Annotated in this window: 12 protein-coding genes and 3 pseudogenes; 5 read left to right on the forward strand and 10 right to left on the reverse strand. The window is 61.3% G+C overall.

Going from position 1 to position 25,536, the window contains the following annotated elements; genetic code table 11:
* Positions 1-5: 5 nt before the first annotated feature.
* Positions 6-16,904, reverse strand: a complete 16,899-nt coding sequence (locus DUGA2_RS00085) for a DUF4214 domain-containing protein (RefSeq protein ID WP_083296146.1) — start codon at positions 16,902-16,904, stop codon at positions 6-8.
* Between the two features lie 720 nt (positions 16,905-17,624).
* Here DUGA2_RS00085 and DUGA2_RS00090 point away from each other — a divergent pair.
* Positions 17,625-18,221, forward strand: a complete 597-nt coding sequence (locus DUGA2_RS00090) for a hypothetical protein (protein WP_141753143.1) — start codon at positions 17,625-17,627, stop codon at positions 18,219-18,221.
* 34 nt (positions 18,222-18,255) lie between these two features.
* Here the strand turns inward: DUGA2_RS00090 and DUGA2_RS00095 are convergent, their stop codons facing one another.
* The 9 genes and pseudogenes from DUGA2_RS00095 to DUGA2_RS00130 form a co-directional block, all read right to left on the reverse strand.
* A complete protein-coding gene (locus DUGA2_RS00095) occupies positions 18,256-18,690 on the reverse strand; it encodes a conjugal transfer protein TraM (RefSeq protein ID WP_070266520.1) in 435 nt (144 codons plus the stop codon).
* A complete protein-coding gene (locus DUGA2_RS00100) occupies positions 18,690-19,415 on the reverse strand; it encodes a conjugal transfer protein TraL (RefSeq protein WP_070266521.1) in 726 nt (241 codons plus the stop codon). The genes DUGA2_RS00095 and DUGA2_RS00100 overlap by 1 nt, the downstream gene beginning before the upstream one ends.
* Complete coding sequence (locus tag DUGA2_RS00105) at positions 19,415-20,251, reverse strand: hypothetical protein (RefSeq protein ID WP_070266522.1); 837 nt, start codon at positions 20,249-20,251, stop codon at positions 19,415-19,417. Before DUGA2_RS00105 ends, DUGA2_RS00100 begins: the two co-directional genes overlap by 1 nt.
* Positions 20,248-20,559 (reverse strand): conjugal transfer protein TrbD, encoded by a 312-nt coding sequence (locus DUGA2_RS00110; protein ID WP_070266523.1) that lies wholly within the window; start codon positions 20,557-20,559, stop codon positions 20,248-20,250. The genes DUGA2_RS00105 and DUGA2_RS00110 overlap by 4 nt, the downstream gene beginning before the upstream one ends.
* Positions 20,560-20,561: 2 nt before the next feature.
* Positions 20,562-20,978, reverse strand: coding sequence for a conjugal transfer system pilin TrbC (trbC, locus tag DUGA2_RS00115; protein WP_070267067.1), 417 nt, complete (start codon positions 20,976-20,978; stop codon positions 20,562-20,564).
* 13 nt (positions 20,979-20,991) lie between these two features.
* Positions 20,992-21,951, reverse strand: coding sequence for a P-type conjugative transfer ATPase TrbB (gene trbB / locus DUGA2_RS00120; RefSeq protein WP_070267068.1), 960 nt, complete (start codon positions 21,949-21,951; stop codon positions 20,992-20,994).
* A gap of 132 nt (positions 21,952-22,083) precedes the next feature.
* The gene (locus DUGA2_RS00125) at positions 22,084-22,455 is read right to left on the reverse strand and encodes a transcriptional regulator (RefSeq protein WP_070266524.1); all 372 of its coding nucleotides are present in this window, start codon (positions 22,453-22,455) and stop codon (positions 22,084-22,086) included.
* A gap of 188 nt (positions 22,456-22,643) precedes the next feature.
* Positions 22,644-22,959, reverse strand: a pseudogene (locus DUGA2_RS32350) (helix-turn-helix domain-containing protein); the annotation flags it as partial.
* Positions 22,960-23,383: 424 nt separating this feature from the next.
* A pseudogene (locus tag DUGA2_RS00130) lies at positions 23,384-23,730 on the reverse strand (LysR family transcriptional regulator); the annotation flags it as partial.
* Between DUGA2_RS00130 and DUGA2_RS33060 the strand changes: the two are divergent.
* From DUGA2_RS33060 to DUGA2_RS00150, 4 genes and pseudogenes are all read left to right on the forward strand, one after another.
* Positions 23,653-24,174, forward strand: a pseudogene (locus DUGA2_RS33060) (aldo/keto reductase); the annotation flags it as partial. The pseudogenes DUGA2_RS00130 and DUGA2_RS33060 overlap by 78 nt on opposite strands.
* Positions 24,175-24,345: 171 nt before the next feature.
* Positions 24,346-24,864 carry a sigma-70 family RNA polymerase sigma factor gene (locus tag DUGA2_RS00140; RefSeq protein ID WP_070266526.1) on the forward strand — a complete coding sequence of 173 codons (519 nt, stop codon included), beginning with the start codon at positions 24,346-24,348 and terminating at the stop codon, positions 24,862-24,864.
* 57 nt (positions 24,865-24,921) lie between these two features.
* Complete coding sequence (locus DUGA2_RS00145; protein WP_070266527.1) at positions 24,922-25,173, forward strand: FecR/PupR family sigma factor regulator; 252 nt, start codon at positions 24,922-24,924, stop codon at positions 25,171-25,173.
* 101 nt (positions 25,174-25,274) lie between these two features.
* A complete protein-coding gene (locus DUGA2_RS00150) occupies positions 25,275-25,532 on the forward strand; it encodes an MbtH family NRPS accessory protein (RefSeq protein ID WP_070267069.1) in 258 nt (85 codons plus the stop codon).
* Positions 25,533-25,536: the final 4 nt, after the last annotated feature.

A 25,536-nucleotide genomic window follows, 5' to 3' on the forward strand; every position in this document is an offset into this window, starting at 1 on the left:
CCAAATTAGAATTTCCGACCTGGCAGTTTTGGCTGCGGCACGTAGGGTTGGATCGATTGACGGGGGACCACGTAAGGACCGCCCAGTTCCGTCGGTCGGATGATCAAGAAGTTGCCCGGCCTGATGGCGTTCCACTTGCTCAACTGCGATGTGTAGCCGTCCTTCCGCGCCAGCGTCGTATCGTGGAAGATGTTGAAGCCGATCCTCCCATCGGGGATGCCGTAGCCAGCGACAGAATCGCTCTTGATGCGGCGGTTGATTGCCCATATGTTCGACATTGGACCGTCGTTGATGTCTTCGACTTTGGCAAATCCCCTCAGTTCATTTCGGACACTCTCATCGATGTAATTGCCCAAGGTCCTGGCGTACTGGCCATCCTTCACGGTCAATTTCCCGTTTGCGATCAAGTCAACGCCCGTGGTGTATGCAACGTCGGTGGCTTGCAAGTGCACGTCGAGCACCTTCTTCTCGAACTCTAGCACTGTCATTTTGGACTTGCCGACGCGGAACGACTCGTAATCGTCGCCCCAGGTCTCGCGTAAGCGCTGATCCCGAACATGTCCCTCGTAGACATTGCCCAGCCGCTCGGCCGTCCCTTTGAAATCGATGCCACTGCCCGAGTTGCTGATGTAATACTCGTAGTCTGTTGGTACGTTTTTGACGCCGAGCTTGGTCATCGCTTCTCGCATGGCGTCTACCTGGCCCTTCGCTTGTGTCTGCGACATTCGGCCTAATTCGTCCACGATGCCGGGCACTTCACCAAGCAGACCAAACGGGTCCGCCGCCAGATTCAAGGCGTTGTCCCAGTTGTTATTGCGAACCATCTCAAAGCTGCCAGGGCGGTAGCGCGCGGCGCCGCGCACCGGGCCACCAGTCTGCAACATATCGGGCGTAATCAGCGAATCGTCACGCGCCTGTTCGCCCAGGATGTCGAGCATGACCTGCCGTTTGACCTCATCGGCGGTCATGATATTGCCAGCAGTTGCTACGTCTGGAGCACTCCTTGTCGCCCAAGCGTCTTTCTCGATCTGAGCTTCTTCCTGCCCAGAGAACATCTGGTCAGAATTGATCCTGGCAGCGGTTCTTGCGTCGTTGACCTGTTCGGCCAGGCTGCTGCCCAGCGCATTGCCGAACGCATCTGTAGCAATCTGCGCGACGGAGATTTTACCACCGCGTGCCACGGCCGTGGTCAGGCCTCCGGCAAAGTTGGAGGCAGCGGTGTTGGCGTATTTGGTAAAGCCGTCCGTCAGCTGCCTGAAGGATTCACTATTCCCCAGGTAGCTGGACACCTGGCTGCTGACCACAGCGCCAGCCGCTGAGGCCGCCACGCTGGCCCAGCTGAAGCCGTGTTGCAGACCGGTGATGTTGGCGACGCCCTGGGTGGCGGCGTTCGAGACTGCGGCGCGCGCTGCCACGGCTTGCCAGCCTTCGCCACTGATCGAGCTCAGCATGCCGCTTGGGGTGGCCAGCGAAGAGACGCCTTCGGTCATGCCGGCACTGACTGCGGCCAAAGCCACGCCCTTCCAGCTAAAGCCGTCCTGCGCGCCGATGGCGTTACCGACTACCTGGCTGGCGATCGAACCGAGCGCCGCCGCCATCACCGGACCCAATGTGCCGGCGGTGATGGCGGTGACGACCACGGCCACCACCACCATGACAATTTGCCCCACGACGCCGCAGCCGCCTCCATGGGTAGGCGGCGGCAGCGCCGGCGCCGTGTTGCCGATGGCGTCGGAGGCGTTATACGGCTTGAAGGTGCTGTAGTCGTTGTGCACCGTGTTGACCCGGCTCGGGATACGCAGGATCTCGCCGGCCTTCAACGCCTGATCGGCGTTCTTACCATTGGCGTCGGCGATCAGGTACCACAGCTTGGCGTCGCCCCAGATCGCCTGAGCGATGCTTTGCAGCGTCTCGGAGTTGCTCTGTACGCTGTACGAGCTCGGCGGAGCCGTCAGTGCCGCCGCGTTGAGCGGCTGGTACATCGACCCGAGGATATTGTCGGCGTTCCCATTTTCCTCCCCCAGCACCTGGCCGTTCACGATCAGCGTGAAGCTGGCGCCCTTGTCTGTCAGTTTGCTTTGGACGTGGCCGTCGGCGTCGTACCAGAGCTTCTGGCGCAGCTTGGGATCGGCGCTCTCCACTCGGGTGCGGTTGCCGGCGTTGTCGTAGTAGCTTGTGGTCGTGCCGGCCGTACCGGTGCTCTGTGTCACGGTTTCTTCACGCGCGCTGTCGGTCCACTTGTAGCCAATCTGGTAGCGGCCGTAGTCGCGGGAATCGAAGCCCTGGGTCGTGATGGTATACCCGAGCATATTACCAGCTGCGTCGTAACCGCCATAAATGTTATTGCGTGAGTCGTTCAGGAAGTAGACGTCCTGATTCTTGCTGTCGGGGCCGAAGTTCACCTCCATTTGGTGCGTCATGTGCCCGGCGATGTCGTAGCTGTAGGTGCGCTGCTGCGCAGCGATGCCGGCCTTGGCGGTGGCGCTGCGCTCCTCTTCCGACGCCGGCGGATTCTGGCCCGCCTGGGTAATGCGCCCCACCTCGTCGTAGCGGCGGCTGTCGAACATGACGCCATCGCGGTAACTGTATTGCAGACGGCCGACGCTGTCGTAGGAATAGGACTCGGTGGTCAGTTTGTCAGGTGTAGTGGAAAGGTCTTTTTCTATGTACACGCCAATGAACGAATCTTTGGTGCGATTACCGGCCTTGTCGTAGCTGATCTGATGGCCGAGTTTGCCCAGCACGCCGGTATTGCTCGCAACATCCCACGACTGGGCGTTGACGACGGTTTGCCGATTCATCTCGTCGTAGGCATTGTATTTGATGGTTTCGACGCCGCCATAGAGGGTAGTGATGCTGGTGCGGTTGCCGTTGTTGTCGTAACCATAGGTAAGCTCGTACTGCTTGTCCTTCACACCCGTCAGACGGTTTTGCTTGTCGTACGTGAGCGTGTTGTCCTGCATCCGCTCCGGCGTGCTCGGGCTGCCCACGGCGTAGCTTTGCTTTTCGCTGAGGCGGTTGCCGACGATGTCGTAGGTGTAGTTGGTGGTCAAGCCGCTTTCACTGTTGACGATGCGCACCAGCAGGCCGTTCTCGTAGGTCTGGGTAACAGTGCTGCCGTTCGTGCTGGTCAGCCAGCGGTTGCCGGCGCCGTCGTAGCGATAGTCGGTGTGAGTGCCGCTCATGTCGATGAACGTTTTTACGCGGCCGAAACTGTCGACGTCCCAGGACATGGTGTTGTTCGTTGCCTTTGCATCACGCGTGGCGATGCGATGGTGGAAGGCATCGTAGACGTTGCGGACAAGGTACTGATTCCCCTGTGTCATGGTGGAGATGACATTGCCGTCCAGGTCGTAGCTGCTGTAACTACTGATGCCGGCTGCATCGATATTGCGGGTCTTGCGGCCAAGCTCGTCGTACTCGAACTGCTCTGTCAGCTGCTGCGGGCTCCTGTCATAATGCTTCATTTCCGAGCCATCATTGTAGGTAGCGTAGACCTCAGCTTTCGCTTCTGTTTGGGTGCGGATCAAGTGACCCAAGTGGTCGTACTTGTAGTTCATCTGCACGCCGCTGGTGTCGCTATCCCAGCGCTTTACGCTCAGGCGGTTGCCGAACAGGTCATAGGTGGAGTCTACAACGCCGCCGTCGGCGTGGATTTCCTTGACTACGTTGCCGTTGCTGTCGTAGCGCTGGGTGTTGAACTTGCTATTGGCGTTGCCGACAAAGTCGGCGGCGCGCACCTGGCGGCCCAGCGCGTCGTAACCTGTGCTGTTGGCGACGGCGGTGGTGCCGGCCAGCGTGTTGAGCGTCTGGCTGAGCTGCTGGTTGTTGTAGTTGTAGGTATAGCTGATCTTCCAGTTGGCGTCGCGGGCGTCGGCCACTGTCAGAACGTTGCCCCAGCGGTCGACGGTCAGGTGCTCGGTGCCGGCAAAGCGCACCGGCGTCAGGTTGAGCGCCTTGGTCTGGGCGATGGCGGCCACCGGCGCATAGTCGGCGAACACGGCTTGCTGCTGCATCGCCTGTAGCGTCGTCACGGCGTTGTCGGCGGCCTTGACGTCGCTGCCGGCGTGGCCCAGCGCCTCGCTGACGCGGCCCATGAAGGCGATCTGCGTGGTGAGTTTGATGCTGTCGTTGCCGGCATAGGCGTACAGGTCCGTCACCAGGCTGGCGGCCAGCTGGGCGCGGGTGGCCGGATCGCTGGTGAGCTTGCCGGTCCAGGCGGTCACTTCGGCGGCGTCGGCGGCGCGGCCCAGGCCGGTCTGGAACAGGGCGCGGACGTAGTCGGCATTGGCCAGCGCGGACGGGAAGCGGCCTTGCGCCTCCGGTAGCGCCAGTATGGTTTGCGCAATGTTCAGCAGCGGCGTGCCGGCCTTGCGCAGCGCCATTTTGTCGACCAGCGTCGGGGTGTCAGGCGCGTGGCCCAGCAGGATCACGTACAGCTGGACGATTTCCTTCAGGTAGATGGCGTCCGGCGTCATAGCGCTGACGGCGCGGGCGTCGGCCAGCGCGGCGGCGTCGCGGCTGGCGGCGGCGTTGGCGGCCACGAAGTCGGCGATGTTGGGCGCGGCGACGCCATTCTTCGCGGCCGTGTTGAGCGCCACCAGCATCGGCGCCACCTTGTTGTCCAACGCCAAGGCGTCGCTGCCGGCGTGGACGATGTTCCAGTCTGCCAGCAGGTCGCTCAGCAACTGGCCTTTGCTCAGGCTGGTCGGGGCCTTGAGCCTGTCGCTCCACAGGCGCACTACCGCACCGTCGGCCGGCGCACGGCCGACGGCGTTGGTGAACAGTTTGATGACGAAGTCATCGCCGGTCAGGGTGGCGGCGGGCAGGGTGGGGGCGCTGGCTATCAGTGCGTTGGCCTGGTCGGCCAGGCTGCGGCCGTTCTGGAAGTAGCCCGTGCCGAGGGTGAATTCCATCAGCGTCGGCGCGCGGCCATACAGCGTCACGTACATCTGCGTCAGCTGGATCGCTTGCTGCGTGGTCGGGGCGGACGCGGCGTAGCGGGTGGCCATGCGCACGGTGTTGACGGCGGCGCTGTCGACGTCGGCCAGCTTGGCCGACTCCGTCACTTCCAGCGCCAGCGCGGTCTTGAACGCGGTGGCGTTGGCCAGCACGGTGTTGAAGTCGGCCAGCGTCGCGGTCGGCGCCAGGCCGACCGAGGCGGCGGCGGCGACGATGGAAGCGCTGGCGGCCAGTGCGGCAGCCCTGGTGTTGTCGGCGGCGACGGCCTTGCCCTGCACCGTGACCGCCGAATTGGCGGCCGCCAGCGTGGTTTGCGCCAGCGGCGCGAGCGCGGTGGCGGTGTTCCAGTCGGCGATCTTGCGGTCGCGGTCGGCGACGGCGTTGTCGTACTCCAGTTGCGCCTGGGTGATGGCTTGTTCATTGCCACCGGCGGCGGCCAGCACGGCGGCGTTGTAGTTGTCGATCAACGTCTTGGCCTCGCCCTGGGCGGCGGCGGTGGCCGAACTCAACTCCTGTTCGAAGTTGTTGCGCTTGATGATCGCCACGACGGCCGGGTCGGACAGCTGGTGGTACAGCTCCTTGCGCGCGCCTTCAAAGAAGTGATACGCGACGGCGCCGGGGTCGGTGCTGCCGGCAAAGCCGGCGAGCCAGAAGGCAAAGCCGCCGGGATCAGGCTCGCGCAGCAGGACGGAGCGATACAAACTGGTGAGGTAGGCGTTGAGATCGTTCAGCGAGGTGGCGGTGGCGCCGACTCCCAGCGCGGCCAGCCTCTCCAGGTGCTTAGGATTGGTAGCCAGAGTGGCGATCTGGGCATTGACGGAGGCCAGGTTGGTCCGCAAGTGGAATGCGACGAGCGTTTCCGTCACCTGGCTCACCAGCTCCGGCGAGGCTTGCTGATAGTACAGCGCCGCCTCAGCTGCCTTCTTGGCCGCAGCGAGCGCCGCGTCGTTGCTCGCTGCCGCCTTTTTGGCGTTGTCCAGCGCCGTGGCTTTTTGCGTGGCCACGGTGGTCGCGGCGTTTTTCAGGTTGAGCGTGTCGGTGACGTTCTTTTGCGCGGCCGTGGCGGCTGCGCCTGCGGCGCTGACCACCGGCGCCAGCGCGGTCGCCACCCTCTGGTCGTACACGCCTTTGGCGGTGTATTCCGACGCCAGTTGCGCGGTCTTGTTGATGACGCTGTCGATGATGGCGGCAGCTACTTGGCCTCGGCTGGAGCCGGCCAGTGTGGCCAGCCAGCCGGCCTCGTCGGCGCCGGCCGGGCGTCCCAGCGTCTGCTGGTAGATCTGGTTGATGAAGACGCTGTCGGACACGCCGGCGTACATGGCTTGGCCATCGCCGGTATTGAGCATCTGCGTGGCGATGCTGGCCAGGCTGGCGCCTTGCGTGCGCGCCAGCAGGTAGTTGTTCATGGCGATGACGTCGATCGGCTTCTGGCCCGCGCCTGGGCCGCGGTTCAGCACGCCCACGAACAGGCGCGCGAGGTCGATCAGGGCGACCGTGTTGGCGGCGGCGCCGTTCAACGCGGTCTGCATGGCCGTCGCGGCGGTGTTGGCGGCGGTGTTCTTGCCGGCGACGTCGGCCGAGGTGAAGCTGGCCTTGGCCTGGGTGGCGATGGTTTCCGCCGCCTGGGCTTGGGCCACCATGCCGGCCAGCGATTTATTCAGGTCTTTTTCAAACCCGACCCGGCCGTTCCATACCGCTTCGGCTTGCGGATCGGTGTTGTCGATAGCGCCGTACAGCATGTCGCCTACCAACACCACCGAATCAATGCCAAGCCTCGATGCCGCCACTCTTGGGGACCAGTATGCCAGCTTGGCAGGTGGTGGTTCGATGTTCAGCACCTGGCGGTACATGCGGGTGACAAAGGCGGCCGGATCGAAGTTGTCGGTGGGGTAGAGCAGTTTGCCGTCGGACGAGGCCAGCAGGTCCATCACGGAGCCGATATCGGTGGCGCCAGCGGCCATGGCGCGCGCCATCGCTGCGACCTTGGCCATATCCATCGGTATCCCGGAACCGGTGCGGCCCTGGTTCATATAGGCCGCGTAGATGCGGGCGGCGCGCAGCGTGCCGGACGCCAGCGGGTTGGCGGCCGAGGCCGTGGCGGCGCTGGCCGCTGCGGTGGCGGCAGCGGTGCTGCCCTGCAGCGCGGCGATCGCCGAGGCGTTCAGCGCGGACGCGTCGGCCAGGCTTTGGGCGATCACGGCCGAAGCAGTGGTGGCGCCGACCTTGGTGACGTTGAGTCCGTAGGTGACGGCGGCGCTGATGTCCGTTGCTGTCACCAGGCCGAGGATGGCGGTGGCGTCGGCCACGTTTTCGCTGGCAAGATTGAGCGCGACGTTGACGCCGACCGCCACCCGGTTGTTGAACAGGGCTTGCGTGTTGGCGCCGGCGCTGTAGATGCCGGACACCAGGGCCCGGATCAGGTCGACGGTCACCTGGCCGCGCGTGGCGCCGTTGGCCAGTTGATTGACCCAGTTCGACAAGGCGATCTTGTCTGGCGTGCCGCTGAAGCCCACGCTGTACAGACGGCGCACGAAGTCGCTGTCCGACAAGCCTTTCGGATACAGCGCGGCGTTGCCGGTCGCTTCCGCGCTGGTGAGCATCATTGTGGCGAGTTCGGCCAGCGATAGCGGCGGTGTGGCGGTCAGTTTGGCCAGGTAGTAGAGGTAGCCGCCGTGGTCGGGCGCGCGGCCCAGCAGCGTCACGTACAGACGGGAAATGTCGAGCCGCATGTCTTCCAGCGGCGTCGACGCGGCCGCCAGCTTGGCGCTGGCCTGGCTGCTCTTGATGGCCTGGGCCTGGGCTTGCAGACGCAGCAGCGCCTCGGCGACGGCATTGGCCGGATTTGTGGCGGCGTTGATGGTGCTGATGATGTTGCGCGAGATGCCCAGTTGCGTCATCAGGTCGGCGTCCGGCGGCGGCAGCGCGACATAGGCCAGGCTGAGCGCTACCTTGTCGCGGATGGCCTGCAGGTCGGCCGCGGACAACGCAAATTTCAGCGCATTCTCCGCCAGTGCGCTGGCGAGTCCGCCGCGGCTGATTTGGTTTAGACCCAGCGACAATGTGTAGAAATCCATTTCATGGACCGCCGGCTCGCGGTGCAGCAGATTTCTGAACATCGTGCTGACGAATTGCTTGTAGGAGGCCACCAGCGCATCGCCGGTCGGCGGCACCAGCGGCGTAGGATAGAGTTGCTGGCCTTCGACGTCGCTGAAGAAGCTGTCCGCGATGGACGCCAGGCTGAAGCCGGCCTTGCGCGCGTTGACCCAGTAAGCCAGGCCGCCCGCGTCGGGAACCCGGCCCATGATGGTCACGTACAGCTTGGTGAGCTGGGCCTGGTAGCGTTCGGTGGTCGCGGCGTCGGTGCCTTCGCCGATGGCGCCGTCGGTATAGATATCGGCGTGCGCGAACAGGTTGGCGATGGTGGTGCTGTTGCTGCCGCCATTGACGCTCATGTAGTTGTGCAGGGCTTCGATGCGGCGCAGCAGCACGCCGCTGTTGGCGTTCAGGATGTCGACCAGCGCCTTGCCGCGATTGTCGCCGCCGGCCAGGTCGAACTGCTGGCGCCAGCGCTCCAGTTCGTCGCCGTCGGGTGTCAGGGCGAGAATGCCGTCATGCAGCTGGGCCAGGAAAGCGATGCTGCCTCTGGCCAGCAAGGACTGGACGTCGGGCGAGGCGAGCAGGCTGACCGCCAGGCTGGCCAGGTCGCCGCCGCTGTTGTACTGGCCGATCAGCTGGTTGAGCGTATTGGCGCTTGGTGGGCGGTTCATGATCATCAGGTACATGCCGATGATCTTGCGGTTCAGGTCGACGTTCGGCGTGCCGGCGATGGTGATCTTACCGGCCGCTGTCTGGATCGGACCGGCGGCGGCGACGGTCTGGCTGTACACCTGGTATTCGAACGGGGCGCCAACCAGGGCCGGGTCGAAGGTCGGTAGGCCGTTGATCAGCTGCACCGCGTTGGCCACCTCGGTCCAGTCGCCGCCCGGGCTGCGGACCTTGATGGTGAAGGTCTTTTTCGCGTCCTCGACCGTGCCGAGGACGATACGCTGGCCTGCCAGCACCTGGTCGGACGCCAGCGTGGCCGGCACCCACACGTCGCCGTTTTTTTGCAGAACGGCGGTGCTGGACGTGGCTGCGGCGTCCAGGCCGTACGGCGCGCTGCGGTCGGTCATGTGGCCCAGCATGTCGTAGCGCATGTCGGTGCGCAGCAAGTCGTGCATGCCGTTGAGCTCGTCACTGTTGCGCAAGTTTTGGAGCACATGCTGGTTCTTGCTGGTGCTGACGATCTGCGCGGTGGCGTTGCCCATGGCGTCGAACAGCGTGACGCGGTCTATGCCGTCGCCGGCGTTGCTCAGCCAGGCCCGACCGGCGTGGTCGTAGCGGGTATAACTGGTCATCTGGCCCGTGGCGGACGAGCTGAGCGCGCTGTTGGAGGCGACGTAGTAGGTCGCCGTCACCTCACCGAAGGCATTGTAGACATTGGTCTTATGATTGCGTTCGATAATGTTGCCGTCGATAGGATTGTCGTTGCCCGGCGTTTCGATCTCGATCGTGCGTCCCAGGGCATCGTAGCGAGTGATCTGATACGAGGTTTGCAGCGCACCGTTGCTGGTGACGGTGCGCCATTGCTTGGCGGCGCGGCCGTAGACATCGTAGGCGGTGCGGATCACCGAGCCGGCCTCGCCCTTGGCGAACTGTTCGGCGTCGAGCACCTTGACGGTGCGGCCGTCGGTGTCGAACACACTGGCGGTGACGCGGTTGTCGCCATCGAGGGGATCGACCGGCTTCGCCAGGTTGGCGGCCGGGGTTCCGGCCGCACCCTTGGCATAGTCGATGCGCAGCACGGCATTGCCGAAGACGTCGAGCTTGAATTCGGTCAGCGGCGAACCAGCCTTGGTGATCTCGGCGTTGTTGCCGGTCTGGACCTTGGCGACGCCGATAGTGCGGCCCAGCGCGTCGAAGTAGGTGTAGGTGGTGCCGCCCAGCCCGTCGGTGACGCTGGTCTGGCGACCGAGCGCATCGTAGCCGTAGCTGGTGACGATGTCGTCGATGACGGTGGCGCCGTTGCGGATGAAGGATGCCTGGACGCGGGTTTCGCTGACCAGGCGGCTATTGCGGTCGTAGGCCGAGACGGTCTTGCGGTTGTACTCGCTGGGGTCTCCCTGCGCGGGGATCGCACCGGCGCTGATTCCGCTGACCGCCTTGGCGTACTCCAGCTGGGTGACCGTGCTGGTGTTGTTGCCGGCGTTATAGCCGTAGCTGTAGGTGGTCAGGTAGCCGGTACCGCTGGCCGTGCGCGCGCCTGACAGCAGTTGCAGTTGCTGGGTCTTGCGGCCCAACGCATCATAGGCGTAGCGGGTGTCGGCGGCGTCGGTGACGCGCTGCCCCTGGTAGTCGGCACCGTAGCTGAACTGTTCGGCGACGTCGCCGAAATCGGTATACACCGTTTCCGTGGTCTTGGCCGCGTACAGCTGGGGCGAGTTGCCGGTGGCGTGGGAGTCGTATATTGCGGCGACCGGCTCGACTACCTTGATGACCCTGTTCAGCGCGTCGTAGCTGCTGCCGATGACGCGGTCGTTGACGTAGTCGTGCACGATCGTGGCGCCGAACGCCACGTCGTCGACCTGGGCCGGCGTCTTGCCGCCGGCCAGCGGCAGCGGCTTGAGGTTGTAGCGGGTCAGCCAGATGGCGTTGCCGAAAATGTCGCGGCCGTAGCCGGTCACGAAGCCGAGCGCATCGATGTCGAAGCTGACCTGGCCGCGCTTGTCGTAGACCTTGTAGCTGAACTTGCCACCGACATCCTGGTTGGAGACGGCGTCGCCGAAGGCGTTGTAGCCGACCGTGACGACGCGCGCGCCGCTCGATGTGAGATAGGCGTCGGCGGCGCCGGCGCTCTGTTTCGGATCGGCGGCATCGTTGTAGATGTCGATCGCCGGACGGATGGTTTGCACCTGGCGCCCGAGACTGTCGTAGCGGTATTCGGTGATGCGCTCGGTGCCACTGCCAACGCCTTCGGTGCGTTTGGTCAGGTTGCCCAGTGCATCGTATTCCATGCGCGTCATCAGCGCCAGCAGGTTGCCGTCGCCCCAGCCGCCCATCGGCACATTGAGGTTGGACGCATAGGTTGGCACCTGCGGGCTGGTTTCCAGCACCAGGTGGCCGGCGGCGTCGTACGCGTAGGTCCACTTGCTGCCGAGCTTGTTGGTGTAGCTGGTCTTGCGGCCGAGGCCGTCGTAGCCGTAGTACTCAGTGGCGCCGCTGCTGTCGCCGGACGTGGACAGATTGCCGCTGGCGTCGTAGGTCAGGATTGTGACGCTGACCGATCCTGCCTGGTATTGGCGCAGCGTCTCAGCCGACACGGCGGTGGGCGCGGTGGGATCGGCGAGCCGGGTAGGCTGCATGTAGGCGCGTACTTCGCTGAGCTGACCGAGGGCGTTGTAGACGTTCTCCTTGATATAGCCGCCGGCGTCGATGACGTAGGTCTGGCGCTGGTTCTGGTCGTAGCCGTAGTATTCTGTGCGGTCGCTTGCGCCCGGCGCTGCGGGCAGCATCTTTTTCACGTCGGCGGGGCTGGTGGCGGTGCTCAGCACGGCCGTGCCCGGCAGCGCGGCGGCGTAGCGGATGCTGGCCGTTTTATTGCCTAGCACGTCGTAGCGGTATTCGGTGACATGGCCCAGTGCGTCGATGTCGTAGACTGGACGGTGCTGCAGGTTGTAGACGGTGCGGGTGATGCGGTCGCCCGGCATCGGCGTCAGGCCGTAATTGGCGACGTTGGTCTCGGCTGGATTCGCGGCCGACAAGGCGTACGTGGTGCGCTGGGCTACATTGCCCTGGGCGTCGTACTGCAACTGCGTGACGGCGCCGGCGGCATCGATGCTGAGGTTGAGGCGGTTCAGTACGTCGTAGGTGAAGTAGCTGGCACGGTCCAGCGCGGCATTGGCCACGATCGCGCCGGCCAGATCCTTGGGTGGCGTATTGGTTTGCAGCGGAGTGGCGTACTGGATGCGGCTGGCCACGTTGCCGGCGTTGTCGTAGCTGGTGCGGGTCAACGCCCATTGCTGGGTGGATGGCGGGACGTCGGTGACGGCGGTCGGCCCTTGGGCGACGGCAGTCATGGTCACCCGGTTCAGGGCGTCGTAGTTGTAGCGGGTGATCGCATCGGTGGCCGATGCGGCCACTGCCAGGATGGCGTCATCGCCGGGGGAGACTGCGCTGATGGTGTTGGCGTAGGCCGTACGCACCAGCACGTTGCCGGCGGTGTCGTATTCCTGCTTGACTACGCTCCACTTGACGGTGCCGCCTTCATGACGCTGGGCGGTGGCCGTGGCCACAAGGCGGCCGGCGGCGTCGTAGACCAGACGCGTACTGGCGTCGTGGATGACAGCGTCGTTGTCCGGGGTGGCGGCATTGAGCGCGGCGGCGGCATCGGCCCAAGCCAGTGCAGAGGCGTCGGTTGGCGCGCTGCCGACCACGTCCATCAGCCTTGCATAGTTCACGCTGCCAGCCTGGCGGCCATTGTTATCGTAGCGCAGTTTGCTGATGGCCCAAGTGCTGGTGTAGACGGTGGCGCCCTGGGCGTTCTTGGCGGAGCTGATTTTTTGCGCGCTCAGCGAAAGCACCAGCTTGCCATTGGCGTAGATAAAGCGCTGGTGGCGGTCGCGCACTGGATCGCTCAGCTTGCCTGCCGCGAGGGCCGCGTCGATGGAGGCGCCGATATCCGTCGAGCTACGGAAGTCGCTCAGGACGTTGGCGTAGGCGATCTTGTCGGTCACATGGCCGGCGCTGTCGTACTGGTAGGCGATCACGCCGCCGACGCCGTCGACGGTGGCGCGCACGCGGCCGTTCGCATCGTATGCGGTCTGGACGGTGAGGTCGAGGTAGGGGGCGGGAGTAATGCTGTTGGCGCTGCCGAGCTGGCTATTTTTGATGATATTGCCGTACGCATCATAAGCACTGAGCGTATGGTTGCCACCGGTTAGCGCGTCGGCCACGTCCACCACTAGGCCGCGCCGGTTGTAGCTGTATTGCTGAGCGGTGTTGCCGGTGTTGGTGGCGTTGGCTTTGGCATAGGCATTGATCTCGGCCGCCGAGCCGGTCAGCGTGGCTGGCGTCAGGCGCGCCGCGTACTGGACGGTGGTGGCTGCACTGAGCTTGCCGTTGGTGTTGTAGACGTGGCCGCTGACCTGGCCCAGCGCGTCAACGCTGTAGGTCAGGTGGCCGGCGGCGTCGTAGTAGAAGACGTTGCGTCGGCTGTTGGCGGTCGTGGCGATGAGGGCGGCCAGTGCTTGGGCGGCGTTGTCGCCGGCGTCCCCTTGGGCCGACAGCTGGTTGCCGAGCGTGCCGCCGGTCAGCGCAGTCAGCGTGGCGGCGCCGAGCGCGCCGGCATAGGTCACGCTGGCCTGCAGCTGGCCGAAGGCGTTATAGCTGATTCCCTTGACGCCGCCGGCGCTGTCGATGCTGTAGCTGAGGCGGCCGTTATCGTCGTAGTAGAACAGCGCCAAGCGGTCCAGGCTGATGTCGGCCAGAGCCAGCATGGCGTTGGTGAATAGCGCGTCGGGTTTGCCGCCGGCCAGACTGGCGGTCAGCGCGGTCGACAGGCGCTTGCCGTACTGGATGGTTTTGATCACCTGGCCGAAGTTGTCGTAGCGCTGTTCCTGGACTTCGCCCAATGGATTGACAGTGTGCGTCAGGCGGCCCATGGCGTCGTAGAAGTACAGCGTGCGGTTGCCATACACGTCGGTTGCGCTGATGCGTTGACCGGCGTTGTTGTAGACGTAGGTCTGGGCGTAGCCGGCCCACAGCGCGGCGACGGCCGCCGGGGCCGGCGTGGCGCCCAGCGCCGCCAGGCGGGCGACGCCTTCGTCGTTGAGCTGGCCGATCAGGTGGCCGGCGCCGTCGTAGCGTGAGGCGCTGGTCATTTCGGCCACGCTCGCGGTGCCGCGCTCGATCGAGGTAACGTTGCCGTCGGCATCGTAGCCGTACTTGGTGTAGGCGCCGGTCGCGGAGGTTTCCGTGGCGAGTTTGTTCAGCGCGGTGTAGGTGTAGCTGGTGATCTGGTCCTGCGGACTGGTCTTCAGGCCCAGAGCGGCCAGGTCTTTGGCGGTCGGCACGGCGGTGGCGGTGCTGTAGGCGCGGCGATAGCTGAGATTGCCGGCGCCGTCGTAGCGGAATTCGGTCACATAGTTGTCGGCGTCGATGGTGGCGATCAGCTGGTCGCGACCGTTGTAGAGCTTGCGCTCGTGGCGGTCGGCGGCGGCGTTGGGTGCTGGGCGCAGCGCATTCAGGTCGCCGGCCGCCAGCGCGGCGGCTGGGCTGACGGTGTCGTAGCTGATGGTATCGATCAGGCGGCCGCCGGCATCGTATTTGTATTCGGTCAGGTAGCCTAATTCATCGAGTTTGCCCACTATCTGGTCGCCGAGATGCAGCACACGAGTCACGCGGTCCTCGGCGGTGGCTTCGCCTGGGTAGGCTGCGGCGATATCCAGGCCGTTCAGCTTGGTGGTATCGATTGGTTTGGCGCGGACGATGGTTTGCGTCACGCGGTTCATGGCCGTATACACATAGCGTGTTAGGTAGCCGTCGTTATCCACGGTCGCGATAACTGTGCCGATTGCATCGTAGTCGGTCCAGTTGCTGCGGTCGGCCGCGTTGGCGGCCGGGCGCAGGCTCTCCACGGTGACGTCTGCGGGCTTGCCCTGGGCGTCCGTCAGCGTGGCAGGATCCACTGCGGTGGCGTAGCGGGTGGTCTTGGTAAGCTGGTTCAGCTTGTTATAGGCGTACTCGGTCATTACGCCGTTGTGCTCGATCTGAGCGCGCTTGCGGCCCAGCGCGTCATACAGCCAGTAAGTGTTCTTGCCCGAAGGATCGGTGCTGCGGCGTAGTTGACCGGCGTCGTCGTAGGTATAGGTGGTGATTCCGCTCCGCGTACCGTATTGCAGTTGTACGGAGAGCAGTTGGCCGGCGCCGTTGCGCACGTAACTTGTCGTGCTGCTCGGCGCCGTATCGCCGTTGACTGTGGTGGTGACGGTCAGGTTGGACTTGGCGTCGTAAATGGATTGGAAGAGCGTTTTATTGGCGTCGGTGCGGGTCAGCACGCGGCCTAGTCCGTCGTAGGTGTAGGTGGTCTGGTTGCCGCCGCCGTCCCTGGTCAGGAGCAGCTGGCCGGCTTGGTCGTACGTGAAGTAACTGACACTTTCAGCACCGTCCGCTACGCCCAGGCGGTTGGCATCGACCTTTGCATAACGGGTCGATTTGGCCAGCAGACCGCGGGCGTCGTAGACATAGTCGGTGCGGCTGATGTTGCTTTTGTCGAAGCCGACTGCGGCTAGCGCCGCCGTCACGGCAGCGTCGCCGACAACGGCGGTCTCCCCGCCCAACGTGAGCAGACCGCCGTTGTAGCGCAATTCAGACATCAGGTCGCCGTTGGCGTAGTACAGGTATTCGGTGACGCCGCCCTGTGGCGACAACTTGTAGTGCACCTTGGACGCTGCGTCGTAGACATAGCGCGTGATGGCCGGGCCGGACGGCGCCACGGCGGTGCCGGGGCCGTCGGTATCCTTGCCTGTGTACTCGACATGGTTCAGCAGCTTGTTGTAGGTGCCGTTGGCGATGTTGTTGTCATACCAATCGGTGACCTGATTGCCGGCCTGGTCCAGAATGACCTTCAGGTTGCCCTGCTGGTTGGCGACGAACCAGCTGTTCGCGCCATCCGGATGGGTGATCTGGGTGAGATTGTTGGTGACAGCCTCGTAGAAGAATTTGGTCGTCTGGATGGGAGAGTCGGGTGGCAGCGTGTCGATCTGGCTAAGATTGCCGTTGGCATCGAAGGTATAGGTGGTCTTGACGCCAAGCGGGTCGGTGACCATGGGCTTGTTCGCGACGCTGTAGTCGATGGAGGTTTTGCGCTGCAGTGCATCCGTAAAACTGTCCACGCGGTAGTTGCCGCCTACCAGCACATAGGTAAAGCGCAATTCGCTGCCGTCGGACTGACTGACCCGCGAGACGCCTTTGCTGACCGGGTCGTACTCATAGCTTGTGGTGTAGACGTTGTTGTCGGCGACGCTGCCGTCGTCCGGCGTCAAGTCCACCGTCACGGTTTTCAAGCGATGCTGATTGTCATAGCCGTAGCGGGTTCGAATAAAGGTCGAGCCATTGGCCAGCACGCTGCGGATTTGCCGCAGGTCGCCGGTCACGGGATCGTAGTCGAAATGGGTTTGATCGTTGCCGGTATAGACGCCGTTGGCATCTTTCAATCCGGTAGCGTCGGCCACGCCATTGGCCGTGCCCGAGGCACCGCTGGCGTCGGTGACTTGGATCAGGCGGCCCTGGTTGACGCCGGCGGTATCGTCGTAGATGTAGCGCTGGCGCACGATCTCGGCGCCGGCCGCGTTGCGTTCGAAGGTGCGCACGAGGCGGCCGCCATGGGTACTGTCGTAGACGTCGTAGAAATTGACGTTGACGGCGTTGTCCTGGCGGCAGATCCACTCGCCGGTGGCAGGCACCCAGGTCAAGCGTTTATAGGCCCCGCCGCCGTCACGTGTCAGGTAGCAGGGTGGGTTGGAGCCCTGGGCATAAGGGAAAATAGTGACGCTGCCATCGGCTTCGGTGAGGGCGACTTGGCTGAGGTTGGTATTCAGTGCGACTGCCGGGTTGACAACGACCACCTTGCGGTTCATGCCGTACTTCCAGCTGGCGCCGTTGGCGCCGAAATCGTTGGTGATCGCGCCTTGCGAGTTATACATCCGCGTGAGTTCGACGTTGATGCCGTGCGAGGCCAGGAAGTCGTCGCTGTCCTGCAGCGACAGATTGCCGGTCATGACGTTGAGGTAGGCGCTTTCCTTGTTGCTGCCGGTGGCCGCGTTACCGAAAGTACCTTGTTGACCGAGCACCGCTTTGGAGGTGTTCTGTGTGCCGAGACCGTTACCGCCAATGATAGCTACCATTTTTACTTTTCTTCGCTAGGGCGCGGCAATGGCCGCGCGGATTTAACTTGCTTGCCACGCTGTTGCGTAGCTTCTTAAGCAAGGTATCCAAGCCATTTGAGCAAAGTTTAGTGTTTTCGGGAAATATATTTTGGGCCGGCGTGACGACCAGGCTTTTGACGAAGTGAAATGCAGCGTCCCACTTTGAATCCGAAGCAGAGGCGCGTGCAAGGGATCTTGTTTTTCGACGCACAAGAGCGTGGGCCGACAGCTTCTGATGATAGTTTCCTGCTTCCGCAGCATAGGCATCGGTTGCCGCGCATTGCTTACGTGAATGAATTTAACTCCAGACTTGATACACGGCAATACAAAGGGGTAGAATGCGCTTTGCAAAAATAACAATGTATCTCATGTTTAATTATCACATATGCTATAAGTCCTTTGAAGTTCGCTCGTTTAGCTTTGAAAATGAGCAAGGTAAATGCCAGGGCCGTTGGGAGCTTTTTCGGCATGGCAACAGAGTTGACTTAAGCACTGTAGTAACTGCATTCGCAACGCCGGCGGATGCCAGTCAAAATGCTTTGGCTGTATGCTGCCAACTGATTGACGAAGGTCGCATCCGCAACCCTGCTTTACTTGCTACCGGCTTTTAACCTTGGTGCTCTGGACGGCAGTCTGGCGCGCCTGTTCGAGCCGATCGTGCAGCTCCACTTGTAATGTAGGTGCGCTACTGAGTTGGAGATGAAGGCGTGGCCGCCCGACGGCGTTGAGCCAACATCGCAAAATCTATGGTCTGTGCTCCTGCGTGAACGGCAGTTTGCTATGAAACGAAATTATCTGCTGTCATTGATCGTCGTGTGTGCCGGGGCGATAGGGTGTCCCCAAGTTGGGATGTCCGCATCACAGGAGCTGACCATACCCAATTTTGATCCGGATAGCCCGGCCTGCGTTGTGAAGCTGCCTGATACGCCGACGCAATGTACGGGGGAGAGCTGCAAGCTGCCGCTGCTCAAAGGTTCTACGCTCGAAGCTTTGCAGCTTAACTTCATTTGCCTTCCTAAGTCGGCTCTGACTGGATTTGAGAATCCGGCACCGGAGGTGAAAGTACAGTCTATTCGTGCGAAAAATTCTAAGGGTCATGTCTCCCTCATGGATGATGTGCAGTCGGCACCTGCAGAACGATTGCGGGAGTTGAATTTTTGCTTGTATGGGGAATTGAATAATTTTTGTGGGAACGCGAAGGTGCTCCGATTGAAGGACGGCGCCAGGTTGGATGGTACCAACACCGTTAAAGCGTTTATTCAAGGAATGGAACTGCAGAACGAGATATCAAAGTAAAGCGGCGATGACTCGGCAATTCGTTCGCACAGCGTTACTTGAAAGACCACACAGCAGCTATGACGGCAACTATTGTCAAGCACGAAGCGATCAGGTTGAGCAACGCTGCCCGATGTGCTTCGCGCGCGTGGTTGGATACGGCAGCTAGCGCGTTATCCAGTTCGGATCGAAAAATCTTGGACGTGGCGCTGGCTCCCTTCTGCAGGACTTGGTCCATCGCGCACTTACTGGCAGCGAGTGCCGCGTTGACAACGCGCTCGGCTTTATCCTTTGCATCGGTTTGCCACCGTAACGATACACCTTCCAGTTCTTCCTTGAACTGATCGAGTTGTGCTTGCTGTGCTGCCGCGCTGTCTTGCAGCAATCGGTTGTTGATTGTCTGCAGGACGAGGACGGGATCGTCCCGAGCCACGGCGATGCCGTGCTTTGCGGCGATTTCCCGGATTAACTCTTCGATTTGGTCGGCCATCAGATCACCGTCGCTTGGTCAAGTTGTTTGAACAGTAGCCCTTTGATGATCTTGATCCTTTGGCGCGTCATGATGGCGCGCGAGCTCAAAGCCAATGCTTCGTCAAACGTCAATCGTGCCCGCAACATGTCTCCGAGGTCCCGCCCGTAGGTTTCGTCCTTCAATTGCGGGATGCGTGCGATGGCCGAGACCCGGTGCTTGTTGGATAAATACGCTTTCATTTGCTCGAATCCCTTGCCCTCGTGTTCGATCGGCCCCCAGTAGGGGTTGAGCCAGGTCACGAACAACGTCTCGTCGGGGAATTGGCTGGTGAGATGGGCGAAGCCGCTGACCGTATCGAGCAGCGCCTGGCCGCCGGTGATTACCGTGTGTACGACCAGTTCATGTCCCATATCCGCCAACAGGGAGGGGACCTGATTGCTGATCAGGTAGTGCGACAGAGGTACGAAGGAACTGGCGCCGCTGTCGATGACCGCTGCACTGGTCAATGGTGCCAGCATTTCGATTAGCGCATCGAACTTGCGGGAATTGATCTCGTCGTCTTCCATGATCTGCAGGCGCTGTACGTCCAGCGCCTGGTAGCCGTGGAACGTGGAGTTGACCGGATCGATGTCGATGCATGCCGGCTTATCCGCCTTGCTGGCAATGTATTGAGCGAGAACTGTGGCAACCATCGATTTGCCGACGCCGCCTTTTCCCTGCAGGGTTATATGAATTCTGGCCATCACAAGAGCTCCTCTTTCTTTGGTGCAGAGTTGAAAACAAAGCCGGCCGGTTTGGTCGGCTTGACGGTGGGGGACGAGACTGCCCCCTTTGCCTGTTTGTTGCCTGCCTTTGCAGGCTCGTCCAGGAATTTGTGGACGTAGCGTAGGAAGTCGTCGTGAGTGACTGTCGTCCCGTCCTCGTTTGTTATCGTGTTTCCCATAAGCCGTTCGAGCTTTAGTGCAGATGACAGGCGCGCCTGGACGTTAGCGCACTCGCGCTGGAAGTAGTCGATCAGCGCGTGCGTGCGCGCCTTTTGGTCAGGCGCGCTGGCTTCGTCATCAAACATCATCTCGACAAAGCGGCTTTGTGCAAGCAGCGGCGGGAGATAGGTGAGCGTCAGTACGAAGTAGCCCTCGTACATCGTGCCGAGTTTTTCAAAGAGACGCCGGCGTTCTTCGTCGATCGCGGCGGATACCGGGTCAGGAAAGTGCGACAGCTCGGCATTCGCATACCCCGGCGCATCGCGACGCACCGCGTCCACATGTATCATCCAGCCGCTTCCGAGGTGGGATGTGGCCTGGTTGATTCGAAGGGATGTCCGTTCCCTGTATTCGTCGGTGCTGCTTGCGTTGTCGTCGCCCTTATATGCCCAGGCGGCCATGAATGAACCATTTTTTCCTACAATGACTCCGTCCGTCACTTCCGCTGCATAGATCAGCAGATCAGCCAATGAGGGCCCGGTGTTGCGGTGTTTTTTGAGCAGCGCGTCGGCGTTGATGGATCGGATGCGGCCATACAAAATCGCCAGCATCGCGCTGCCAAGGGCGGATATGCCGATCGTGAGTTGTTCGATCATTTGTATTGCCTCCCCTGGCTGCTGGAGTTCGAGCGGAAAGGCGTGCTGCGTGGTGGATAGAACCGCACGTATCGCCGGTGACGCAAGTACACCTGACGCATCTTCGGGTCATGCTTCGCCATCAGACGGCATCCATACAATGTGCTGAACCACAGCGCGAGGCCGAACACGGTGGCTCGCAGTTCTTGCGCAGCGAAGATCAACGCGAAGGCCAGCAAGCCGGCAAACATCACCAGTTCACGGTCGCCACCCATGAACAGGTTGTTGCGGTTGCCGGCCCGGCGGGTCGGTATCGTACGCAGGGCCATGATCAGGCATCCCGGCTGCCTGCGGTGTGCACGCCATCCGGCGTGTGATGATCCAGCATCGCTACCACCGCGCCACGGGCGAAGAATGTGCTCATCACGTTCTGTGCGCCGACGATCAGCGCCATGACAAGTACCAGGAAGATTAACGTTCGGAAGAAGCCGTTCAAATCGCCGCCGAAGATCAGGACCCCGCCTGCAATGACGATGCCGACGATGGACAAGGTGAAGGCAACTGGTCCCGTGACTGAGTTCCGTAGGTTTTCTAGCCAGCTTTCGTAGGGCAGGGAACCACCGTTGCCCACGCTCGCCGATGCGTTCAGTGGGATCATCATTACCAGTAAGAGAGCGAACAGCAAAAGGGTTAGGCACAGCGCATCTTGCCGGCGTTGGGTGGAATGGCGATGGAACGGCTGACTCATGATCAATGCCTCCTCAAAGATTGTTGGTGATGTAGTGGCCGTCGGTGTAGCCGGCTACAGAAAGTACTTCGTGGACAGCCCGACCTTCGGGCGTCCGGGCTATGTGGACGACAAGGTGAACGACTTCGCCAATGAGCGACTCGATGTCGGTGGGAGCCGATTCGTTGCGGGTAATGAGCGACTTCAAACGGATCAAACCTGCGGCCGGATTGTTTGCGTGCAGCGTGGCTGCGCCGCCCTCATGTCCGGTGTTCCAGGCATCGAGCAAATCAAGCGCCTCCGGGCCTCGCACCTCTCCGACCAGGATACGGTCGGGCTGCATGCGCAGCGTGGTGCGGAGCAGGGCGGTCATTGTCACGTCGGACGTGGTGTAGTACTGCACGAAATTCTCGGCTGCGCATTGAATTTCGCCCGTATCCTCGATGATGAATATCCGTTCAGAGGGATCGAGGTACACCATTTCGTTGATGATGGCGTTGACCAGGGTAGTCTTGCCCGATCCGGTACCGCCGACGACAAGAATATTTCGGTGGTCGGCCACAGCGCGCTGGATGGCGGTGCAGTGTGCGAGTGACAGGATGCCATTTGCCACATACTGCTCCAGCGTGAAAATGGCGATGGCTTTCCTGCGGATCGCGAACGTCGGAGAGGTGACTATCGGTGGAAGCTGACCCGCGAAACGTGAACCGTCCAGCGGTAGTTCACCTTCCAGCGTCGGCTTACCGTGCGTGACTTCTTTTCCGTGGTAGCCGGCCACTGTTTTGATAATGGCCTCGGCTTGCGCTGTACGCAGCGTGCCGATGCACTTCATCGATTCGCCCAGCCGCTCTTGCCAAAGGCGCCCGTCAGCATTGAGCATGACTTCGACTGTTTTGGGATCGTACAGAGCAGCCAGCAGCAGCGGCCCCATGTCGCGTTCGAGCTTCTTCTTAGCCCGATCCTTTAGCGTCGAGAAATCTTCTGCATCAGCCATGATCGATATACCTTTGCTGTGTGAGGTGATGTCACACAATCAAAGGCTATATCGTGAAATCTCAGCGGTTTGACCCTGCACAAACGTTATGCCCATTTTGGCGCGTTGGGCGTGGCGCTGAGCAATAAGTGCTTACTTTTTTTGTGCTTGGGAAATCAGTTGCCGATTAGCCTGATCCCACTGCTGAACGGTGAATGCTTGATATTCTGTGAGTATGGCCGAGGCTCTTACGTAGCCGGCCGGTAGTGAGTTTGCTGGTGAGGTGCCTGCGAGCGTTGAAAACGACTGCTGATCGAGGTCGGTGGTTTCAAGCAATGCAGGCAAGGGCTCATCTAGCGCTTGGGCAATCGCCTCCATGATCTTTAGCGATGGATTGGCCTTGCCGTTGGTCAGGTCAGACAGGAACGATATGGAAATTTCAGCCTGATCAGCCAGTTCGTACTTTGTAAGTCCTCGCTCTTCAAGCAACCGAAGCACATTGGTAAAAAAAATGAGGCTGTACAAGGTTTCGTCTCCTATTTAGCAGCTAAAAAATGCAATTCTTTGATGTGAAGTCGTATGGCCGACAAGCTTAGTGATTGTACGTTACCTTCCTGGCTGCACATTAGGCGAAATTCTTGAGTCTGGCCGGGATAGTATCTCGAGCATTGTTCGTTTGCTGGACGGATTGACCCTCTCAGTTTGACCCTCCCTCCAGGTTCTCGCGAACGCCGCAACCCTGTCGTAAGAGCCCTCGAATCCCAATTCCTTCAAGTCTTCATGGATCTGTTTCAGCGTACGTCGCTGCTTGCGTGATCGCGCCGCTTCGGTCTTCAAGAGCGCAGAAAGCTGGAACGCGTATTTGTCGATGGCGCGGGTAGAGCGCCGCTCTGCGTAGGTCGGTTCAACGGTTTCCGATCGCAGATAGCGTCGGACGGTGTTTCTAGAGATGCCTAAACGCCTGGCTATCTCTCTCAAAGGGACCTGGTCGCGAATGTGCCAGCGTCGAATAATGCCTAGTAATGCCACGTCGATCACTCCAATTCCCCACTCCAATGTTATGAGCAGGATTGTGTCTTATACGTGGGTCAGTTTCGTGTGCAAATTATGCTGTGAAGTGGGTCAGATTTCGCTGCAAATCAACATCCGATGAATTGTAATTGTAATAATAAATTTTAAGAATTGCTATATTTATATTATTTGGAATCTTGATAGCGTTGTTGCCTCGCCACCGCAAGGCGCGGGTGCGGTCGGCACCGGTTCGCCGCTCGGTACTCACCATAGATCCTCCCATGGTGGTGGCGTAAAATTCGTTAAGCCTTTGTTGTGTTGGGCGCTACCAACGCATGGTCGGAATAAAGTCCGCAAGCGCGCATAGCGCGCCGGCAGATAGCGCCGACCTGGATAGTGCAGCGAGGGGCCGCTGCCGGCCAACGCCGCCTCCACCTTCCAGCTCCATGTGTTCCTCGTAGCGGACGCCGGCATCGCAGCCGGAGTGCAGCAGATCGACAAAGCTGTCATCGACGATGATCACCAGGCAGATGTCCGGATATGCGGCGATAAACGGTGGAGTGATGCGCGGCAGGATCAGTTTCGATACGCTGAGCGGCACGTTGAGCCGCAGCCTGCCAGCCGGATGGTCGCGAAAACCGTTCACCACATCCAGCGCGGATTCGACCGCGCCCAGCGCCGGCATCAGTTGCTCAGCAAGCGTTGGCCGGCGTCGGTGGTGGCGACGCTGCGGGTGGTGCGGTTCAGCAGGCGCACGCCAAGGGCGGCCTCCAGCCGTCGCACCGCTTCAACCTGCGCAACCCCTGCCTGGAACGACTGGATGTGGTGAACATGCGTCTGATGTTCGATGTCATGGGGCCGGCGGAAGGCGATATTGAAGCCCACATCACGGCACTGGCGGAACTGCAGCAGCGCGGCCTGATACGCCATATTGGTTTGAGCAATGCGACCGCGCGGCAGGTGAGGCAGGCGCGCAGCATCGCCTACGTGCCGTTTTTCCCGCTCGGTGGTTACTCGCCGCTGCAATCGGCTATCCTGTCCGAGGTCGCCGCGCAGCTGGGTGCCACGCCCATGCAGACGGCGCTGGCCTGGCTGCTGCAACGTTCGCAGAATAGCCTGCTGATTCCAGACACCTCATCCCTTGCCCATCTGCGTCAAAAGCCCGCCGCAGCCGAGTTGATACTGCCGCCGGAAGCCGTCCATAAGCTGAATGGCATCGTCACATCGGCATAACTGCTGACGCCGACAAGCCGCGGTGACGGATATCGTTGCCCGGCCAACGATTTATCCCTCACGCACCAAGCACATTCGGTAGACATTTCGTTAAAATTAAATGATAATGATTCGCATTCAATAATTATCCTTCAATTAACGATGCCGATTTCACAATGCGGGAGGCGATTGATGTCGACGGAACTGCAGGAAACAGCCCTGGGGCATATTTTTATCGAGCACCGCCCCCAGCTGCGCCGTATTGCGCAAAAGATTGTGGGTACGCCTCAAATCGCCGACGAGGTGATTCAGGATGCGTACCTGAAAATCGTCGAGATGACAGGTGTGCGCGATATCCTCAAACCATTTTGCTATTGCTGTCAGGTGGTGCGCAACTTGGCGCTGGATCATTGCCGCCGCCAGGCCGTCGAGTCGTCATACCGGATTTACCCCGAGGACGGCGAGTTGCCCCAAGTTTGCGGCGGCAACATTCCGGACCAGCAGCTGCACGGCATACAGGTGATCAACGCCATCGACCACATCCTTGGCGGATTGCCGTCAAGGACGCGGCATGTTTTCGAGCTCTACCGGCTGGGCGGCCTGACCCAGCGCGATATTGCGCAGCAGATCGGATGTTCCGCCACGCTGGTGAACTTCATGCTCAGGGATGCCACGCAGGCGATCGCTTCCTGCCGCGAATTGCTGGTCTGAGCGTTACGCCCACCCCGCAGGCTGTTAATCCGTAACATCCTGTGCTATAAATCGCACATGCCAAATACGAACGACACCGCGCATCCCGCGCCGGATCCGATATGGGATCTGGCCTGGTCTTGGGTGATGCGACAGCATGAACGCGACACCTTCACCGACTCCGCCGAGGCGCAATTGAAGCAGTGGCTGGCGGCCGATCCGGCCCACCGGCTGGCCTACGACCGCGCCGGCCGGCTATGGCTGGCTGCCGGACTGGTGCCGCCGGTAAACGATATCGATATTCGCGAAACACCAGACCCCCAAGACTAAACAAATCGAACGCCATCCCGTCTTGAATAGGAGCGACCAGCATGTCGGCGTAGGGGCCGGCACAGCGAGAGGTCGCATCTATTTACTGTAAGAGGATGCGCATGTCGACCAGTTGTTTTGACCGCGAAAACGAAACCTTCATCGTTCTCGTCAACCACGAAGAGCAGTACTCCATCTGGCCTCATTGGAAGGCCGTTCCCGGCGGCTGGAAAGCCATCGACGGCGTCAAAGGGGACAAGAAAACCGTCCTCGAATACGTCGAGCGCAGCTGGACCGACATGCGTCCGCTGTCGCTGCGCCAGTGGATGGCGGGGCAGCCCGCGCCAGCCGTCCCGTCCGAAACCGCCGCCATTCAGTGACCGC

This window comes from Duganella sp. HH101, assembly GCF_001758795.1.
GTDB lineage: Bacteria > Pseudomonadota > Gammaproteobacteria > Burkholderiales > Burkholderiaceae_D > Rugamonas > Rugamonas rivuli.

Excerpts from the sequence above, each read along its gene's own strand:
- DUGA2_RS00095 (WP_070266520.1), bottom strand. The coding sequence starts at position 18,690 with ATGGCCGACCAAATCGAAGAGTTAATCCGGGAAATCGCCGCAAAGCAC.
- trbB (WP_070267068.1), bottom strand. The coding sequence starts at position 21,951 with ATGGCTGATGCAGAAGATTTCTCGACGCTAAAGGATCGGGCTAAGAAG.
- DUGA2_RS00110 (WP_070266523.1), bottom strand. The coding sequence starts at position 20,559 with ATGGCCCTGCGTACGATACCGACCCGCCGGGCCGGCAACCGCAACAAC.
- DUGA2_RS00085 (WP_083296146.1), bottom strand. The coding sequence starts at position 16,904 with ATGGTAGCTATCATTGGCGGTAACGGTCTCGGCACACAGAACACCTCC.
- DUGA2_RS00090 (WP_141753143.1), top strand. The coding sequence starts at position 17,625 with ATGAAGGCGTGGCCGCCCGACGGCGTTGAGCCAACATCGCAAAATCTA.
- DUGA2_RS00150 (WP_070267069.1), top strand. The coding sequence starts at position 25,275 with ATGTCGACCAGTTGTTTTGACCGCGAAAACGAAACCTTCATCGTTCTC.
- DUGA2_RS00140 (WP_070266526.1), top strand. The coding sequence starts at position 24,346 with ATGTCGACGGAACTGCAGGAAACAGCCCTGGGGCATATTTTTATCGAG.
- DUGA2_RS00105 (WP_070266522.1), bottom strand. The coding sequence starts at position 20,251 with ATGATCGAACAACTCACGATCGGCATATCCGCCCTTGGCAGCGCGATG.
- DUGA2_RS00145 (WP_070266527.1), top strand. The coding sequence starts at position 24,922 with ATGCCAAATACGAACGACACCGCGCATCCCGCGCCGGATCCGATATGG.
- DUGA2_RS00100 (WP_070266521.1), bottom strand. The coding sequence starts at position 19,415 with ATGGCCAGAATTCATATAACCCTGCAGGGAAAAGGCGGCGTCGGCAAA.
- trbC (WP_070267067.1), bottom strand. The coding sequence starts at position 20,978 with ATGAGTCAGCCGTTCCATCGCCATTCCACCCAACGCCGGCAAGATGCG.